Below are 16,710 nucleotides of genomic sequence, written 5' to 3'. Positions count from 1 at the left end.
CCTTATGACCTCTACGCTGCTAAAACTTCATCGCACATTGTGGGTGCGGAACCTAAAGTCCAATGCCTCAGCGGTCTTGATTCCAATCTGCCTGTTGCTCTACGGACTCATCGGCATGGCCTCGCTCGCTGTATTGGCGGCGGCAGATATCTCCAGTGATTCTGGTACCGGAAACTTCCATGCACTTACTGCCGCCCCTGCAATAGGCACCCTCGCTTTTCTGGTCATCACGCTCATCATGCCCAGCGGGGAAAACCAGCTATCTGCGCGCGAGCTTTCCGCGTTGCCGTTGCGCCTGAAAGACATTACCCCAGCACTTGCAATAGCTTCGGTACTCAACTTGCGCGCACCGGTGCCGGTTCTGCTGACCATTGCGTACACAGTCATTGCAAGTGTGACTTTAGCCGCCAACGCACAAGCTCTGCTTATCTTGCCCTTTGTCCTAGGAATGATCTTTGCGTTAGTGCTGACGTTGGTTCTCGCGGACCTTGCGGTTTATGTTGGCGCCACCGCCGCGGAGCTAAGCTCTACTACGCTGAAAGTGCTAGGTTCAGTGGCGGTAGTCTTGCTTATTTTTGGCTCGAACCGTCTTTCTTCCCTTATGGATTCTGATTTCCCACTGGGTACAGTGGGAGGGGTTCTTGCGTGGACCCCTTTAGGTGCGCCAGTGGGATGGGCGCTATCTCTTTGCCAAGGCGAGCTGGTAGCAGCCATCGCGCAGTTTCTTATAGCCGTGGTCTCGCTATGTGTGGCCGCATGGGCCTGGCAGCGCTTACTGCGCTTGCAGTACGAACGCCGCACCCTTGCGGCTGGCGAGCATAAGCGCAGCGGGAAGGCCAAGGGGATCAGCCGGTTTTCATTGGGATCATTTTCCTACCGCAGTCCGGAGGCGATGGAATTTACGCGCTCTTTTCGTTATATCTTCCGCGATTCGCGTCTTATCGGCAGCATCATCATGCAACCGATCCTTGCGCTTATTTTCATCTTTCAGGGGATCAACTCTGATTCCGAGCTGCCCACAATAGGCATACTATTTTTGGGTCTCTTCGGTGGATTGCTGGCTACCAACGATTTCGGCTATGACGGGCCTAGTCTCTGGGTGAAGCTGGCTGCTCCGGTCCGCCCCCGTACGCTGCTCTATGCGCGTCACTGGGCTCACTTGGTGCTTTCGGTAATCGTATTCGTGATATTGGCTATAGTCCTCTATATATTAAGCGCAGACAAGCTGCAGTCTGTGTGCTTTATCGCTGCGGCTACGGGCATATTCATTTCTTCTGCAGGGCTATCTCTTCTTCTCACTACCTTTAATCCCTTTGCTACCGCGCGGCCCGGCGGGAATATGTGGGCGGATAAATCCGGTTACTCGGCCAGCGCGTTCGTAAGCGCCATTTTGAGCTTGTTCATAGGCTGGACCCCGATTATTCCCGGTGTTATCCCAATGGCCCTCGGGTACGGTTCAAATTCCGTATTGCTCGCGTTGGGGTTTGTCTTAGTAATCGCGGTCCCCGTCGTCTGCTATATCGTTGCCTTGCAGGTAAGCGGTAAACGTGTGGATGAAACGCTGCCTGAAATCTACTCCAAGGTCAGGCACTGGGTATCTTAACCCGCGAGTGTAGTTCTAATGTTTTCTTGGCTTTGTTGCTTGGCCAAGCAATTCAGTCGCGCGCACAGTAGCACCCTCACCGTAGTTGCTGGAGTGCGTGCCGGCTGTGGAGTATGGGGAGATTGCTTGCGCCGCGGGGCGTCGCCAAGCGCAAGTGCTCGGCTAGGTAATAAAGAAACCGCCGGCCTTCGCGGGGAAGGGCGGCGGTAGCTAAAGCGTACTAAAAGCTTAGAGCGCGTGCTTGCCGGAGGTAACCGGGGTGGCGTTGTTAGTGCCTGGCTCAACGCGCAGGTGAGAAACGCGGGAAGGCTCAATGTTGAGGGCGCGCAGCTGGGAATCGGTCAGCTCGGCGTATACGCCGGTGTTGGTCTTCTGGTCGTAGACCCAGTCCGGCTCCTGGTGGCCCACCGGCTGGTTGCGGGCGGTTACGGTGCGAACCTGGTGCAACTTAGGCTGGAAGGCGTGGATGAGCAGACCAACGGCGATCAAGATAGCCAAGGCAATGAGCCAGATGGTCTCAACGTGGCCGTGGTGGTTACCAAAGTTGTAGGCAAGTAGGAACAGGACAGAAATCCAACCGGCGATCTGTACGCCAGAGCGGCTGATGCGGGACCAACCGAATCCTGCGGATGGAACGTCCTCAGTAGAAACACCGTCAAATACCTGCGGTACCGGCTTGTGGGAAGACACTTGCTCTCCTTCGCTTCTGCGTGTGTCCGTCTGTGCGATGGGCATGCGGGCACACCAATGCCATTTGTCTGCTACACATTCTAAAACATCGCACCTTAGATGGCGATTAAACACCCCCGTCGCAGTGCGACGTACCTGCCGCGACCGCCCAATGGTGGTGGGCGCTAGGGTGGAAGCGTGACTACTCAGCGAATACTCATTCTTGGTTCCACCGGTTCAATCGGCACGCAGGCTCTGGAAGTCATTGCGGATAATCCCGATAAATTCGACGTCGTGGGAATCGCTGCGGGTGGCTCCAATCCGCAGCTCATCATCGAACAAGCCCGTAGCCTCAACCTTTCGTTTGACCACGTTGCCGTGGCCAACGAGGGCGCCGCGGCCGAGGTGTCGGCTGCTTTAGGTGGTTCGGTTTTGCGTGGCGCCGACGCTGCAGAGCATCTAGTGCGCTCGACCCCGGCCGATACGGTACTCAATGCCTTGGTGGGTTCTTTGGGGCTCAAGGCCACCTTGGCAACCTTGGAGATGGGCGAGTACCTAGCCTTGGCCAATAAGGAATCCCTCGTCGCGGGCGGCACGCTGGTTACGCAGAAGGCGCGCCCTGGCCAGATTATCCCTGTTGACTCGGAACATTCCGCCATGGCGCAGTGCCTGCGTGCCGGCGAGGAGGGGGAGCTGGATAAGCTAGTCCTTACCGCCTCTGGTGGCCCCTTCCGCGGTTGGTCGCGCGAAGAGATGTGGGATGTGACCCCTGAGCAGGCAGCGCAGCACCCTACGTGGTCCATGGGGCAGATGAATACCCTTAACTCTGCCACCCTCATTAACAAGGGCTTGGAGCTTATTGAAGCAACGCTGCTCTTCGACATCGCCCCGGAGCGCATCGACGTCACCGTGCACCCGCAGTCCATCATTCACTCCATGGCCACCTTCAAGGACGGCTGCACGATTGCTCAGGTCTCGCCGCCGTCGATGAAGCTGCCCATTTCGCTAGCGCTGAATTGGCCGCACCGCGTACCAGGTGCCCAGCCGGCCTTGGACTTTGCGCAGACGCATGATTGGCGTTTTGAGCCGCTTGATGATGCCGCCTTTCCCGCCGTTAACCTCGCCCGCCGGGCCGCGGCTGAGGGAACAGGGGTCATCTACAACGCCGCCAATGAGGAGGCAGCGGCCGCGTTCTTGTCCGGGCGCATCCATTTCCCGGAGATCGTGGACGTCGTGGGCAGGATCCTTGATTCCGCATCCGAGTTTGCTGGTGTAGTCTCTAGCCTCGATGAAATCCTCGCGGTGGAAGGCGAGGCGCGCAGGCGCGCGAATGCGCTGATTGATTCGCTGGCTGACTAGAAAGCTTTCACACCATGGCAAACTTGCTGGGCATTGTGTTTTTCGCCCTCGGCATCGGGCTTACCGTAGCGCTGCACGAAGCAGGCCATATGCTCACCGCGCGTGCCTTTGGCATGCGCGTGCGCCGCTATTTTATTGGCTTTGGGCCGCGCCTTTTTTCCTTCCGGAAGGGCCACACCGAATATGGACTTGCGGCCTTCCCAGTAGGCGGGTTTTGCGATATCGCTGGCATGACCGCGCAGGATGAATTCCTCACCGAGGAAGAAGAGCCCCATGCGATGTATAAAAAGCCGTGGTGGCAGCGCATAATCGTGATGGCCGGCGGCATCGCTGTCAACCTGATTTTGGGCTTTGTCATCCTCTATTTTGTGGCGATGACGGCTGGCCTGCCCAATCCGGATGCTGATGTGCGCCCGCGTGTGGGCGAGGTGACTTGCTCGGCCAATCAGAAGCCGAACCAAGAGCTAGAAACGTGCACGGGTAAAGGCCCTGCTGGAAGGGCCGGCGTGCAGGAGGGCGATATTATTGTGGCCCTCGATGGTCAGAAGCTGGATTCTTTTACCCAGCTGCGCGATGAGGTAATGCAGCGCCCTGGCGAGACCATCACGCTGACGGTTGAGCGCGGTGGGGAAGACAGGGACTTCACAGTCCACCTCGATACGGTCAAGCGGTTGAACCAAGACGGCGAGCTAGTGGATGCTGGCTCAATCGGGCTGAGCAATCAACTTATCGATGTCGTCGAAAAGCACGACGCCGTCGACGCGCTACCGGCAACCTGGCGCTTTAGCACCTATTCGCTGGGCGCAACGGTCGATGGTCTCAAGCAATTCCCCGGCAAAATTCCGGGTGTGGTGGCCTCCATCTTCGGCCACGAACGCGAGGCCGATGGCCCGATGTCCGTCGTCGGCGCATCCCGCGTGGGCGGCGAATTGGCGGAGCGCTCCCTGTGGTCGATGTTCTTTATGATGCTGGCCACGCTGAACTTCTTCCTCGCACTCTTTAACCTGATTCCGCTGCCGCCTTTCGACGGCGGACATATCGCAGTCATCATCTATGAAAAGCTGCGCGATGGCATCCGCAAGCTGGCAGGTAAGCCCGCTCTGGGCCCAGCCGATTACACCAAGCTGATGCCGGTGACCTATGTAATGGCCGGCCTGCTGATGGGCGTTGGTGTCATCGTCATCGTCGCCGATGTGGTCAACCCCATACAGCTATTTGGCTAGCCGCCGCAGCCCTCGCTGCACGCACTTCAGGCATAAAGCAAGCAGTGCTAGAGTGGGGGCGTTAATCACCCACCGTATGTACTTACTGTGCTTCAACAAGGAGAATTCATGTCGACCCCCATCGGTCTAGGAATCCCAGACGGCCCACCACCAGTCCTGCACCCACGCCGCAAGACTCGTCAGCTGCAGGTGGGCCCGGTCGGTGTCGGCTCTGACTCACCAATTTCGGTGCAGTCGATGACCAATACGAAGACGCACGACATCAATGGCACACTGCAGCAGATCGCTCAGCTAACCGCTTCCGGCTGCGATATCGTGCGCGTGGCTTGCCCTAAGCCTGTCGATGCGGAAGCGCTTCCGGCCATTGCCAAGAAATCTCCCATCCCGGTGATTGCGGATATCCACTTCCAGCCTAAGTACATCTTCCAGGCCATCGATGCTGGTTGCGCCGCCATCCGCGTGAACCCGGGCAATATCCGCGAGTTTGATGGCCGCGTGAAGGAAGTTGCTAAGGCAGCCGGCGATGCCGGCATTCCAATTCGCATCGGCGTGAATGGTGGCTCCTTGGATAAGCGCTTGCTGGAAAAGTATGGCAAGGCCACCCCGGAGGCACTCGTCGAGTCCGCTATTTGGGAGGCTGGCCTGTTTGAGGAGCACGGTTATGGCGATATCGCTATTTCCGTTAAGCACTCCGATCCGGTTCTGATGGTGGAGGCCTACCGCCAGCTGGCGGAAAAGACTGATTACCCGCTGCACCTCGGCGTGACCGAGGCCGGTCCGAAGTTCATGGGCACCATCAAGTCTTCGGTTGCCTTTGGTGCACTGTTGGCAGAAGGCATTGGCGATACCATTCGCGTGTCCCTGTCCGCTCCGCCGGTAGAGGAAATCAAGGTGGGCGACCAGATTCTGCAGTCGCTCAACCTGCGCCCGCGCAAACTGGAAATCGTTTCCTGCCCGTCCTGTGGCCGCGCCCAGGTGGACGTTTACAAGCTGGCGGAGGAAGTTACCGCCGGCTTGGAGGGCATGGAGTTCCCGCTGCGCGTTGCCGTGATGGGTTGCGTTGTCAATGGCCCAGGCGAGGCCCGCGATGCCGACCTCGGCGTTGCCTCCGGCAATGGCAAGGGCCAGATCTTTGTTAAGGGCGAGGTCGTTCGCACCGTGCCGGAGGACAAGATTGTGGAAACCCTCATTGAAGAGGCCATGCGCATTGCCGATGAGCAGGGTATGGAAGCCGTGGAAGGCGCCAAGGCTGAGGTTCGCGTAACCCAGTAATTTACCCACTTTGAGCAGACTGCCCCGCACTTCGGTGTGGGGCAGTCTTTTTTGGCGCTTGCGCTGCTAGAGTGCCAAGACATGAAGAAGTTGGTCGCGCTGGTTGCAACTATCACGCTCGCCTCCACCAGCGTGGTTGCCTGTACACCGAAGCCGGTTTCTGCGGAACCGGTCGCGGAAGAATTCCTCCAGGGGATGGAATCCCGCAATAATGACGGCTTAGCCGCGCTTACCGACGCCCCCTCCGACGCCACCTCCGCCCTCGATGCCACCTACTCCGGCCTGCAGGCCGAGGGGCTCGACATTGAGCTTGAAGGCGTGGACCAAGATGAGAACCTCGCCACGGCGAACTACAAGGTCACCTGGGATCTGCCCAAGGATCGTACCTTGAGCTATGACACGCAGATGACGCTGACGAAGACTGAGGATGAGTGGACGGTGCGGTGGAAGCCAAGCCTTATCCACCCCGACCTGGGAGCAAACCAGCACTTGGAGCTGCGCGCGTTGGAAGCAAAGCGTGCCAGCGTGGTTTCTTCCAATGGGGTGGAATTGATGAGCCCGGGGCTGAACTACCGGCTGGTGGTAGATACCAGCTCGCTCGATGATGTGCGGCCCACCGCCTCAAAGATCAGCGGCGCGTTGGCAGCCGCCCATAGCCAGGATGATTCAATTGCAGAGATTGATGCCAAGGATTTGGCCAAGAAATTGGAGGATGCAGACGGTTCTTACTCCGTAACTATGTTCACGGAGGACCAAGCCAAGGCGGTGCGCCCGAAGGTGGAGGGCATGGACGGCGTGCGCCTTAATGAGGAACCAGCCTTGGTTACCCGCGACCGCGGGTTAGCCCCCGATCTTATGTCGCGCGTGCGCTCTGCGGTCCAAGACGAGGTCGATGGTCAAACTGGCTGGTCCATCTCCGTGGTTAATGAGAATGGTGCGGCGCTTTCGGACGTCGAGAAGCATGCGCCTAATGCTGCGCCGTCGATTAAGGTGGGCCTTGATTACGACGTGCAGCGAGCCGCACAAGAAGCGGTAAACGAGCGCTCGGATTCGCAAGCTATGCTCGTAGCCATCCGGCCTTCTAATGGCGATATTTTGGCCGTCGCCCAAACCGAGAAAGCCGATGAAGACGGTGACGTAGCCCTCCAAGGCCAGTACCCACCCGGCTCAGTGTTCAAGATTCTCACTGCCGCGGCTGGTGTAGAAAAGCAGGGCCTTAATACCGACTCCATCGTGCCGTGCCCGGGCACCATGGATATCTTTGGCCGCGTGGTGACCAACTATAATGCCTTCGCCCTAGGCAGCGTTCCGCTTAGCCAAGCCTTCGCGCAGTCCTGCAACACCACCTTTGCGGATATTTCTACTAAGCTCAAGCCCGGTGAATTGAAGGACATGGGAAAGAAGTTCGGCTTCGGCGTGGAATACGATATTCCGGGCCTGACTACCATTACTGGTTCCATCCCGGAGGGAAAAGAACCACTAGAGCGCACGGAAGCCGGCTATGGACAGGGCTATGACTTGGCGAGCCCTTTCGGCATGGCACTTGTTTCTGCAACGGTTGCTAACGGCAAGACGCCTATACCGACGCTTATCGAGGGACACAAAACCACAGCTTCCGATAAGCCGCAGCGGATTCCCAAGCACGTGCTGGACAATGTCCGCGCCATGATGCGCCAAGTGGTCACCAGCGGTACTGCCCGCAGTATGGCAGCGGGTGGCACGATTTACGGCAAGACCGGTGAGGCCGAGATTAATGAGGGCTCGCACGCCTGGTTTACCGGCTACCGCGAAGAAGACGATATTGCCTTTGCCACCCTCGTGGTCTTGGGCGGCGGCTCCGATGCTTCGGTCAATATCACCAGCAATTTCTTGCAGAAGGTCGATGGCTACCGCTCCGGTCCGCACGAGGGTGCGGCTCCGCCGGCCGAAGGGTAGACCTAGACCCAGAGCTGGAGCTACGGCCCTAGCTTATGACCCCGGCTGCTGCATTATGGGCGCAGAGGACTACCATGGGAAACCATGAGTAATCGAGGAAAGCTAAAGCCAGGCAAGCCCACTCCGATCCTCACCGTGCCGGAGAGCATTGAGCGACCGGAGTACGTGTGGAAGGACGAGGTACAAGAGGGCATTGGTGAGCCCTACGTCCAGTCCCCCGAGGTTATTGAGAAGATGCGCGAGGCCTGCAAAATCGCGGCTAACGCCCTCAAGGAGGCTGGAAAGGCCGTGCAGCCGGGCGTAACCACTGATTACGTGGACCGCGTAGCGCACGAGTACATGTGCGACCACGGCGCTTACCCGTCTACGCTAGGCTACCGCGGCTTCCCTAAGTCCAGCTGCGTCTCCCTCAATGAGATTGTTTGCCACGGCATCCCGGATACCACCGTGATTGAGGACGGCGACATCGTCAATATCGATATCACGGCTTATAAGAATGGCGTCCACGGCGATAATAACGCCACCTTCCTTGCCGGTAACGTCTCCGAGGAACACCGCCTGCTGGTGGAGCGCACCAAGGAGGCCACCATGCGCGGCATCAAGGCCGCAAAGCCTGGCCGCGAGATCAATGTCATTGGTCGCGTGATTGAGTCTTATGCCAAGCGCTTTGGCTACAACGTCGTGCGCGATTTCACCGGTCACGGCGTCGGCCCAACCTTCCACAACGGCCTTGTTGTCCTGCACCATGACTCGACCGTGTACCGCGACATCCTTGAGCCTGGTATGACCCTGACTATTGAGCCGATGATTAACCTTGGCTCCTTGGATTACGAGATCTGGGATGACGACTGGACCGTGCAAAACACCGACGGCAAGTTTACCGCCCAGTTTGAGCACACCCTCGTCATTACCGAGGATGGCAACGAAATCCTCACCATTCCCGACGAGGACTAAAGCTTTTTAACAAAGGCCGCCTCCACACGACCCAATGCAGGGAAGTGGGGGCGGCCTTTGTGCATGCTTGCCGACGTCGTGTGGAAGCCAACCCGCCCTAAGTAGTGAAAAGGCACATAGTAAAAGGGTCTCCTTCTAAGAATGCAACCTAGTGTAAGCCTTAGCTTTCTAGCTCCAACACGTCGCCAGCAATTAGCGGAGGATTGTGCCCAAAACTTGTGGATAGATACGTTGTTACTGCGAAGTTATAATCACCGGTCACATCTTCGAATTGTGGAGTTTCGGCCGAGAAGAACGGGGCGTAGAACACGGCTCGCTATACCCCTAGTGCAGGTGGTAGTTTCCGGTCTCTTGCGAGTCCTGCGCTAGCTGTAGAACCGATCTTAGAGGACAAAGATGTGCACTCGAAGTTGCCAGCATTGAAGTCCTTGACAACTAAGAGCGGCCGAAAACTGGGCTGATCATACCGTCATGCAGAGTGCTGATGCCTGTACGGCGCTAGCCCTGAAAGACCATTTGCCCACGCAGGATCGTGGAAAAGTCCTTGGAGGAGACAATGACGCCAACGCCTTTAACTACTCGTGGCCGTCGGGCTAATTGTAAACCCTAGATTAAAGGGAAGGGGAGTAGTTGTCCAGATTGGGTTTTGCTGCCTTTTCTGTCTTGAAATGGTTAGCCTGCTCCAAATGATCTGCTCTACTCGGGGCAAACGTTCAAGTCAGCGGAGGTAATGGCGGTGTCATCGAATGCGACGGCGATTGCGGTAGCTATATCGAGATTGGATATTTCAAAATTACTTTTAAGGGTATTAGCAATGTTTTGCAGTGGGGAAACCAAAGTGTAATTGAGAATCTGGCAGAATTAGTAAAAGCGATGACATGTGCCTATCGGTTTGGGCCGGTATTTCGAGTGAATTTAGTAAACCTCCCGTCCTTTTGCGCGTCCAAGACTGGAATTTCAGCGATTAAATTAACTTGAGCCCAATTATGGTGGTGAATTGCCCCAAATTGTGAATGGGGCTTCCTTGGGGTGAAGTGGAAAAAGCCCTAAAACCCGGCAGGAAATTGGAAGAATGCGATAAGGCTCACGTAATAGTTCACTAATTCCACTCCAGTCCCAAGAGGGCATTTTCCACTACTTCTGGCAGCGCAGGATGGATCCAATATTGGTTGCGGGTGAACTCCCGCATGTCCAACTTGTAGGCCATCGCGGTAATCAATTGCTGGATCAAGGTAGAGGCCTGTGGACCCATGAGGTGCGCGCCGAGAAGCTGCCCAGTGGAGCGGTCTGCTATCAGCTTGCAGATGCCTGTGTGATCTTCCATAGCCCAGCCGTAGGCAACGTCGCTAAAGTTTTGTACCTTGACGGTGACGTCGAAGCCCTTCTGTCGTGCCTGCTTCTCAGTTAGGCCCACTGTGGCGATTTGTGGATGGGTAAAGATCGCAGCGGGGACATTGTGGTGGGGCAGTGGGCGGAGATCCTCTGGGTGGAGCAGGTTGTGCTGCACGGCGCGGGTCTCGGCATTAGCAACGTGCTTGAGCATGTACGGCGAGGAGACGTCGCCAAGCGCCCAAACGCCCTCGGCGGTGGTGCGGCCGAACTCGTCGGTGCTTACGCGGGCGTCGGCAAGCAGCTCAATGCCTGCCTTGTCCAGATCCATCTGATCGCCGTTTGGGGTGCGCCCGGTAGCAACGAGAATCGCTTCTGCTTCCACGGACTCACCATTGTCGAGCTCCAACCGCACTCCATTGTCGGTCTTTTCGAGTTTGGTGCCATTGGCTATGCGCACGTCGAAGCGATCGCGAGCAATCTGGTTGAAGCGGCTGGACAGGTCATCATCCAAGTGGCGCAGCAAGGTCTCGGAGCGATTGACTACGGTCACCTTGGTGCCGAGGCCGTCAAAGACATGGGCAAACTCCATGGCGATATAGCCACCGCCTACCACAATGAGGCTTTCTGGCTGGTGGTCCATGCGCATGATGTCTTCATTGGTGTAGTACTTCACGCCCGAGTTGGCATAGACCTTCGGAATCACCGGACGGGAGCCGGCGGCAATGACGATCTGGTCGCCGCTGATGACATGTTCGCCGGTTCGAATGGTCTTCGGACCGACAAAACGTGCGTGCCCGTCGTACACGGTGATATTCGGGGTTTCTTCACCGCGGCGATACTGCTCGCCGCCCTGGGCAATCTGGTCGATGCGGTTGGTAAAGACCCGGTCCACGATGGAATCCCAATCCACGCTATTGACCTGAGCATCTAGGCCTAGACGGCCGGCCTCGCGCGCCGCTAGGGCAATATCGGCGGCATAGACATACATCTTGGTGGGAATGCAGCCTACGTTGAGGCAGGTGCCGCCGAAGGTGCCTTTTTCAATGATGGCGATTTTCTGGTCGTCAAAATCCGGGCTAGGGATGGAGTTTCCGGAGCCGGTGCCGATGATGATGAGGTCGAAATGTTCCTCGGCAGCGGGCGTGTGGGACTGGTGTGAAGTAGTCACGTTTATTCCTTATATATAGGGACTAAATTACTGAGTGGATTGTGGAGTATCGAGGACGGTGGGCAGCCACTTATCACAGGTGTCAAAAGCTTCTTGGAGCGGGTCCGGAAGCGATAGGAACACATCGTGCCTAGCGCCCTTGATGGGATGCAAGGTGTAGTGGGCATTGAGTTCCTTTGCCCAGCGCCGCGTTTGCGCAACGTCGATGATGACATCCGCGTGGTTCACGCTGTCGGAGTACGGCTGACCCAATAGGGTTCGGGTGGACTGCAGTGTCAATATGGGGACGCCGGCATCAACGCGGCCGCTGTGGATAGCATCAAAGCCATGGAACACCGCGGCTATCCAGCCGACATATTTCTTATGGCCGGCCAATGGCTTAAAGCGAAGATCAAAATCCCAGTCGCCGTAGAAATCCTTGTGTACGGACTCGCCATAGGCGGTGAGGTTGCCGCCGGGCAGGGGAGTCATGGGGGCCTTGCGGCCCAGCGCATAGAGCAACGGCTTGAGGGGAGTGAGAATCTGGCCGGGCACGCCCATCATGTCGAGCCATGGACTATTAAGGATGAGGCCTGCTAAGCGCTGGTGGCGTTCTCGGTCGGTTCGGCGCAGATGATCCATCCACAGCGGGGCGATCAAGCCACCGGTGGAGTGGGCGATGAAGACGACCTCATCATTGGGGATGGCATCAAGTGCGGCGGTGAGGTCAGCGAAATAGAACGCCAAATCCGATACATAGTGCCACGACTGGCCCGAGCGGCGCGAGCGGCCGCACTTGCGCAGATCGATGGCATAAAAGTCATAACCCTCGGCGGCAAAGTGCTCCGCTACGTGGGTGTGGAAGAAATAATCGGTCATGCCGTGTAGCCACACCAGCGCCGGGCGTGACGGGGTGGCTGGCTCACGTGCAGTACCACCCGCGTGCTCCGGCGCGTAGTGCACCAGCGTGGTGACCACGTCGCCCTCGCCATCGGGGTCGGTGCCCAAGTCAATGGTGGCAGCTTCATAGTCAGGGCCAAGTTTGTCTGGGCCCCATACCGGGGAGTGTGTAACCATGCCTCGATTCTAGGCGCAATGAAGAACTTATGGTGCTGCCGGTGGGGTGTAAATACTGGGGGCGGAAATTCCCACATTTTCGCCACTGGTCTGGGGGAGAAATCCCAAATTGGATGAGAAAAGCGTAGAGTAAGGCCTTAATGCGTGACGCACTACCAGGTTGTCATAGCGCAACGATGGTGGCGCGGGGCGCTAAGCGCTAAAAATCAAGGCGTAGACCGCGCCGATGGATATCTATTTTCAATTCGAAGAGGTAATAACACAGTGTCCTCCGCTAAGAAGACAGCACAGGTTGTAGACGAGGTCGATGTAGCACTTATCGGTGCTGGCATCATGAGCGCCACCCTGGGTGCTATGCTCCGCGAGTTGGAGCCCAGCTGGACTCAGATGGTCTTTGAGCGCCTCGATGGCCCCGCATTGGAATCCTCCTCCCCATGGAATAACGCCGGTACTGGCCACTCCGCGCTGTGCGAGCTGAACTACACCCCGGAGAAGAATGGCCGCATTGATATCTCCAAGGCTCTGGGCATCAACGAGAAGTTCCAGAAGTCTCGCCAGTTCTGGTCCCACCAGCTCAACAACGGTATTCTCACCGACCCGAGCGAATTCATTAACCCGGTTCCGCACGTGTCCTTCGCACAGGGTGAAATCCAGGTAGATTACCTCAAGCGCCGCTATGATGTGCTGAGCGAGAAGCACATGTTCCCGGGCATGCAGTTCTCCGCAGATGATTCCGACTTTGCTGAGAAGCTGCCGCTGATGGCGAAGGGCCGTGACTTCTCCAATAAGGTGGCCATTTCCTGGACCGACGCTGGTACTGACGTCAACTTTGGCGCGCTGACCAAGCAGTTCCTGACCGCAGCTAAGGCCTCCGGCACCGAGATCCGCTACGGACATGAAGTCATCGACATCAAGCGTGATGGCTCCGCGTGGAAGGTGTACTCCAAGAACAAGCACACCGGTGACATCACTGTAGTTAAGGCAAAGTTCGTCTTCGTTGGTGCCGGCGGTTACGCCCTGGACCTGCTGCGCAAGGCAAAGGTGAAGGAAGTTGCCGGTTACGCAGGCTTCCCAGTATCCGGTCTGTGGCTGCGTTCCAAGAACCCTGAACTTATTGAGCAGCACCAGGCAAAGGTCTACGGCAAGGCCGCTGTGGGCGCCCCGCCAATGTCCGTGCCGCACCTGGATACCCGCGTTATCGACGGCGAGAAGGGCCTGCTTTTCGGTCCTTACGGTGGTTGGAGCCCGAAGTTCCTGAAGAAGGGCACCTACCTGGACCTGTTCAAGTCCATCCGCCCAGACAACATCACCTCTTACCTCGGCGTTGCCGTGCAGGAGTTCGGCCTGACCAAGTACCTGGTGGATGAGGTGCGCAAGAGCTTCTCGGACCGTGTGGAGGCCCTGCGCGAGTACGTACCGGAAGCAAAGGAAAGCGACTGGGAGACCGTTATCGCTGGCCAGCGCGTCCAGGTGATTAAGCCTGCTGGTGCTCCGCAGTTCGGCTCCCTCGAGTTTGGCACCACCTTGGTGAATAACCAGGAGGGCAATATCGCCGGCCTGCTCGGCGCTTCCCCGGGTGCATCCATTGCCCCGGCCGTCATGCTGGAGCTGCTGGAGCGTTGCTTCGGCGAGCGCATGATTGATTGGGCAGACAAGATCCGCGAGATGGTTCCGTCTTATGGCGTCAAGCTGCGCAACGATGAGAAGCTGTACGACGAGATGTGGGAGTACACCCAGAAGACCCTGAAGCTGGATCGCTAAAGCCGGCTTCTGTCTCGTTAGCCCCTGCACCGCTGCCGTTGTGGTGCAGGGGTTTCGTGCGCTTTGGGCAAGGTGGGGATTAGGTGCCGCAGTAGGTGAGGTAGCCCTCGAGACCATTAGGATCCGGCGATTCGAACGTTGGGTTGGGCTCCCACGGGTGGGTGACCGCGTGGAGAAGCTCCTGATACGGGCCCAACTCCCCGCGTTCGGCAGCATCCAGCGCGGATTCTACGGCGAGGTTGCGCGGGATAACCCGCGGCATGGCGCTATCAACACGGGAAGGGTCGGGCGAGGACGCAAGGTAGTCGTCCAAGAAGTCTCCCTCGGCAAAGAGCTCGCGGGCGTGGGTGGGGTGGCCCGCGGCGGCGTCGGCAAGAGCGCGGTGAGCCAGCGTGATATCTGGCCCGTTGAGCTGCATGGCAGCCGCATAAGAAGAGGCGACTTCTCGAGAGGTATCCAAAGCCTTTGCTAAATCTGCCCTGTGCTGGTCCTCAAAGCGCTCGGTAAAGTCGTTGATGGATTCTTGGGCGAAGTCCATGGCCTTATTCATGTCTATATCAAAAAGCGGCAGGAGGGATTCCGCCAAGCGGGCCAGGTTCCATCCCAGGATGGAAGGTTGATTGCCAAAGGCATAACGGCCTTGCCTATCGATGCTGGAAAAGACCGTCGCGGGCGAATAGGCCTCCATGAAGGCGCAGGGGCCATAGTCAATGGTTTCGCCAGAGATGGTGGTGTTATCCGTATTCATCACGCCGTGGATAAAGCCCAAGCGCATCCAGCGGGACACGGTGCGGATCTGCGCATCCATCACCTGGGTGAAAAACTCCTGGTAGTCCGCTCCAGGGTAGTGGCGCGCAATGGCATAGTCGGCCAACTGTCGGGTGTAATCCGTCTGCGCGGCAAGATGGAAAGTGCCGACGCGGATATGGCTGGCCGCTACGCGTACCACAATGCCGGCCGGTTGCACGTGCCCGCGCTGAATGGGCTGTCCGGTGGAAATAACCGCCAGCGCCCGGGTGGTGGGAACCCCCAAGGCATGCATAGCCTCAGAGACTAGGTACTCGCGCAGCATGGAAGACAGCGTTCCGCGGCCATCGGACCCGAGGCGGGAAAAGGGAGTAAGCCCAGTTCCCTTGGCATGGAGATCCCATAACCGGCCGTCCTTTTCCACCTCGCCCAAGAGCATGGCCCGGCCGTCTCCCATTTGCGGGTTAAACGCACCGAATTGGAAGCCGGAATAGGCCATGGCGTGGCCGCACGCGCGGCCGGTAAGGAAATCTACGCCCTCGGAGGATCGCAGCCAGTCTGGGTCGAGGCCCAACTCGGTGGCGAGCTCCTCGTTGAGGATGACCATCTGTGGGTTCGGCTGCTCCTCACCCTCGGTGGGGCGAACCAAGTGGGGAAGCTTTTGGGCAAAATCGTGGTGGAGCTGCATCTAGACCTCCAGTGTTCCGCGCACGCGAATCTGGGCGCGACCGCCCACCCAAATATCCGTGCCGTCATCGTTGATAAATACTTCTCCCGCCCGGCCAATCTGGCTGCCTTGTGTTGCGGTATAGAGTGGCGGGACGAGGTTGCGTGAGCGCATAAACTGCGCGGCGCCGCCGTTGAAAGAACCGGTGACTGGGTCTTCGAATTGGGTGGTAAAGGCCCGCACCTCATAGGCCGGCTCGCTCTCTGCGGCGTTGGGATTAAGACCCACAACGCCGACCTTGGGGCGCTCGGCCCGGGGCTCAACCGCGCGCACCGCCGCGGCGTCGCGCAATTGAAGCAGGCGCCAGCCCGGGCCATTGTCCACCCAGCCATGGTCCACAATATCCGCGCTATCTAGCCCCAACCCAGCGCAGGCCTCCTTCAGCTCCGCCGGGCTCAGCGGTTCTTCGCGGCGCAGCGGCGGGGTAGCAAAGGAAAAGACTTCGCCCTCTTCACGGACGGTTACCAAGCCCACGCCGCATTCTTGAACGATAGTTCCCTCTGTCTGCGGGCTATTGCCCAGCGCCCGCCACGCGGCAGCGCTACCCAGCGTGGGGTGGCCGGCGAAATCAAACTCTTCGTACGGGGTGAAAATGCGCACGCGGTAGTCCGCGCGGGCGTCGCTAGGCTCGAGCAAGAAGGTGGTTTCAGAAAAGTTGGTCCAGTTCGCGATTGCCTGCATCTGCTCGGTACTTAGGCCATCGGCGCCCGCAATCACCGCCAAGGCATTGCCGTTAAAGGCACCCGTGGCAAAAACATCAACCTCAAAGAACTCGTGGTGCATGCCCACCAGTCTAGTCAGCCCCAGGGATGAGGACTAAGGCTTAGAGCCTGCGCTAGCCTAGAAAGCCATGAAGAAGCTATGGCCCGATGCACTTCGCGCGTGGGTAGGCCCACCGTGGAGA

Annotated in this window: 12 protein-coding genes; 7 read left to right on the top strand and 5 right to left on the bottom strand. The window is 58.0% G+C overall.

Annotation, left to right across the window (positions count from 1 at the left end; all coding sequences use genetic code 11):
• Positions 1 to 4: 4 nt before the first annotated feature.
• Positions 5 to 1,603, top strand: a complete 1,599-nt coding sequence (locus QP971_RS07085; protein WP_284811188.1) for a hypothetical protein — start codon at positions 5 to 7, stop codon at positions 1,601 to 1,603.
• Positions 1,604 to 1,831: 228 nt separating this feature from the next.
• On the opposite strand, the gene QP971_RS07080 is transcribed toward QP971_RS07085, so the two are convergent.
• Positions 1,832 to 2,338, bottom strand: a complete 507-nt coding sequence (locus QP971_RS07080; RefSeq protein ID WP_269953089.1) for a DUF2631 domain-containing protein — start codon at positions 2,336 to 2,338, stop codon at positions 1,832 to 1,834.
• Between the two features lie 132 nt (positions 2,339 to 2,470).
• On the opposite strand from QP971_RS07080, the gene dxr reads away from it, so the two are divergent.
• The 5 genes from dxr (at position 2,471) to map (ending at position 9,015) form a co-directional block, all read left to right on the top strand.
• Positions 2,471 to 3,631 (top strand): 1-deoxy-D-xylulose-5-phosphate reductoisomerase, encoded by a 1,161-nt coding sequence (dxr, locus tag QP971_RS07075; RefSeq protein ID WP_284811187.1) that lies wholly within the window; start codon positions 2,471 to 2,473, stop codon positions 3,629 to 3,631.
• A gap of 14 nt (positions 3,632 to 3,645) precedes the next feature.
• Positions 3,646 to 4,854 (top strand): M50 family metallopeptidase, encoded by a 1,209-nt coding sequence (locus QP971_RS07070; RefSeq protein WP_284791120.1) that lies wholly within the window; start codon positions 3,646 to 3,648, stop codon positions 4,852 to 4,854.
• A 108-nt stretch (positions 4,855 to 4,962) separates the two neighbouring features.
• Positions 4,963 to 6,126 carry a flavodoxin-dependent (E)-4-hydroxy-3-methylbut-2-enyl-diphosphate synthase gene (gene ispG / locus QP971_RS07065; protein WP_269953086.1) on the top strand — a complete coding sequence of 388 codons (1,164 nt, stop codon included), beginning with the start codon at positions 4,963 to 4,965 and terminating at the stop codon, positions 6,124 to 6,126.
• 81 nt (positions 6,127 to 6,207) lie between these two features.
• Positions 6,208 to 8,061: a penicillin-binding transpeptidase domain-containing protein gene (locus QP971_RS07060; protein ID WP_284811186.1), complete on the top strand. Its 1,854-nt coding sequence runs from the start codon at positions 6,208 to 6,210 to the stop codon at positions 8,059 to 8,061.
• An 84-nt stretch (positions 8,062 to 8,145) separates the two neighbouring features.
• Positions 8,146 to 9,015 carry a type I methionyl aminopeptidase gene (map, locus tag QP971_RS07055; RefSeq protein WP_284786915.1) on the top strand — a complete coding sequence of 290 codons (870 nt, stop codon included), beginning with the start codon at positions 8,146 to 8,148 and terminating at the stop codon, positions 9,013 to 9,015.
• 1,099 nt (positions 9,016 to 10,114) lie between these two features.
• Here the strand turns inward: map and mtr are convergent.
• Entirely contained in the window at positions 10,115 to 11,515 is a 1,401-nt protein-coding gene (mtr, locus tag QP971_RS07050; protein ID WP_284791115.1) for a mycothione reductase, read from the bottom strand.
• Positions 11,516 to 11,542: 27 nt separating this feature from the next.
• Positions 11,543 to 12,571 carry an alpha/beta hydrolase gene (locus tag QP971_RS07045; RefSeq protein ID WP_284786917.1) on the bottom strand — a complete coding sequence of 343 codons (1,029 nt, stop codon included), beginning with the start codon at positions 12,569 to 12,571 and terminating at the stop codon, positions 11,543 to 11,545.
• Positions 12,572 to 12,835: 264 nt separating this feature from the next.
• On the opposite strand from QP971_RS07045, the gene mqo reads away from it, so the two are divergent.
• The gene (mqo, locus tag QP971_RS07040) at positions 12,836 to 14,332 is read left to right on the top strand and encodes a malate dehydrogenase (quinone) (RefSeq protein WP_049377461.1); all 1,497 of its coding nucleotides are present in this window, start codon (positions 12,836 to 12,838) and stop codon (positions 14,330 to 14,332) included.
• 79 nt (positions 14,333 to 14,411) lie between these two features.
• Here the strand turns inward: mqo and QP971_RS07035 are convergent, their stop codons facing one another.
• On the bottom strand, positions 14,412 to 15,767 hold the full coding sequence (locus tag QP971_RS07035) for a protein adenylyltransferase SelO (RefSeq protein WP_284811185.1): 1,356 nt from the start codon (positions 15,765 to 15,767) through the stop codon (positions 14,412 to 14,414).
• Positions 15,768 to 16,589 carry a PhzF family phenazine biosynthesis protein gene (locus QP971_RS07030; RefSeq protein WP_284811184.1) on the bottom strand — a complete coding sequence of 274 codons (822 nt, stop codon included), beginning with the start codon at positions 16,587 to 16,589 and terminating at the stop codon, positions 15,768 to 15,770.
• Positions 16,590 to 16,710 lie beyond the last annotated feature (121 nt).

Origin of the sequence: Corynebacterium marquesiae (assembly GCF_030229635.1) — a bacterium.
In the GTDB taxonomy this organism is placed as follows: Bacteria; Actinomycetota; Actinomycetes; order Mycobacteriales; family Mycobacteriaceae; genus Corynebacterium; species Corynebacterium marquesiae.
Note: the sequence above shows the minus strand (reverse complement) of the source record. Positions and strands in the feature narration are given on the sequence as shown.

What these genes read in the sequence shown, in the direction of transcription:
- QP971_RS07030 (WP_284811184.1), bottom strand. Translation starts at nt 16,589, where the DNA reads ATGCACCACGAGTTCTTTGAGGTTGATGTTTTTGCCACGGGTGCCTTT.
- QP971_RS07085 (WP_284811188.1), top strand. Translation starts at nt 5, where the DNA reads ATGACCTCTACGCTGCTAAAACTTCATCGCACATTGTGGGTGCGGAAC.
- QP971_RS07070 (WP_284791120.1), top strand. Translation starts at nt 3,646, where the DNA reads ATGGCAAACTTGCTGGGCATTGTGTTTTTCGCCCTCGGCATCGGGCTT.
- ispG (WP_269953086.1), top strand. Translation starts at nt 4,963, where the DNA reads ATGTCGACCCCCATCGGTCTAGGAATCCCAGACGGCCCACCACCAGTC.
- map (WP_284786915.1), top strand. Translation starts at nt 8,146, where the DNA reads ATGAGTAATCGAGGAAAGCTAAAGCCAGGCAAGCCCACTCCGATCCTC.
- QP971_RS07045 (WP_284786917.1), bottom strand. Translation starts at nt 12,571, where the DNA reads ATGGTTACACACTCCCCGGTATGGGGCCCAGACAAACTTGGCCCTGAC.
- QP971_RS07060 (WP_284811186.1), top strand. Translation starts at nt 6,208, where the DNA reads ATGAAGAAGTTGGTCGCGCTGGTTGCAACTATCACGCTCGCCTCCACC.
- QP971_RS07080 (WP_269953089.1), bottom strand. Translation starts at nt 2,338, where the DNA reads ATGCCCATCGCACAGACGGACACACGCAGAAGCGAAGGAGAGCAAGTG.
- QP971_RS07035 (WP_284811185.1), bottom strand. Translation starts at nt 15,767, where the DNA reads ATGCAGCTCCACCACGATTTTGCCCAAAAGCTTCCCCACTTGGTTCGC.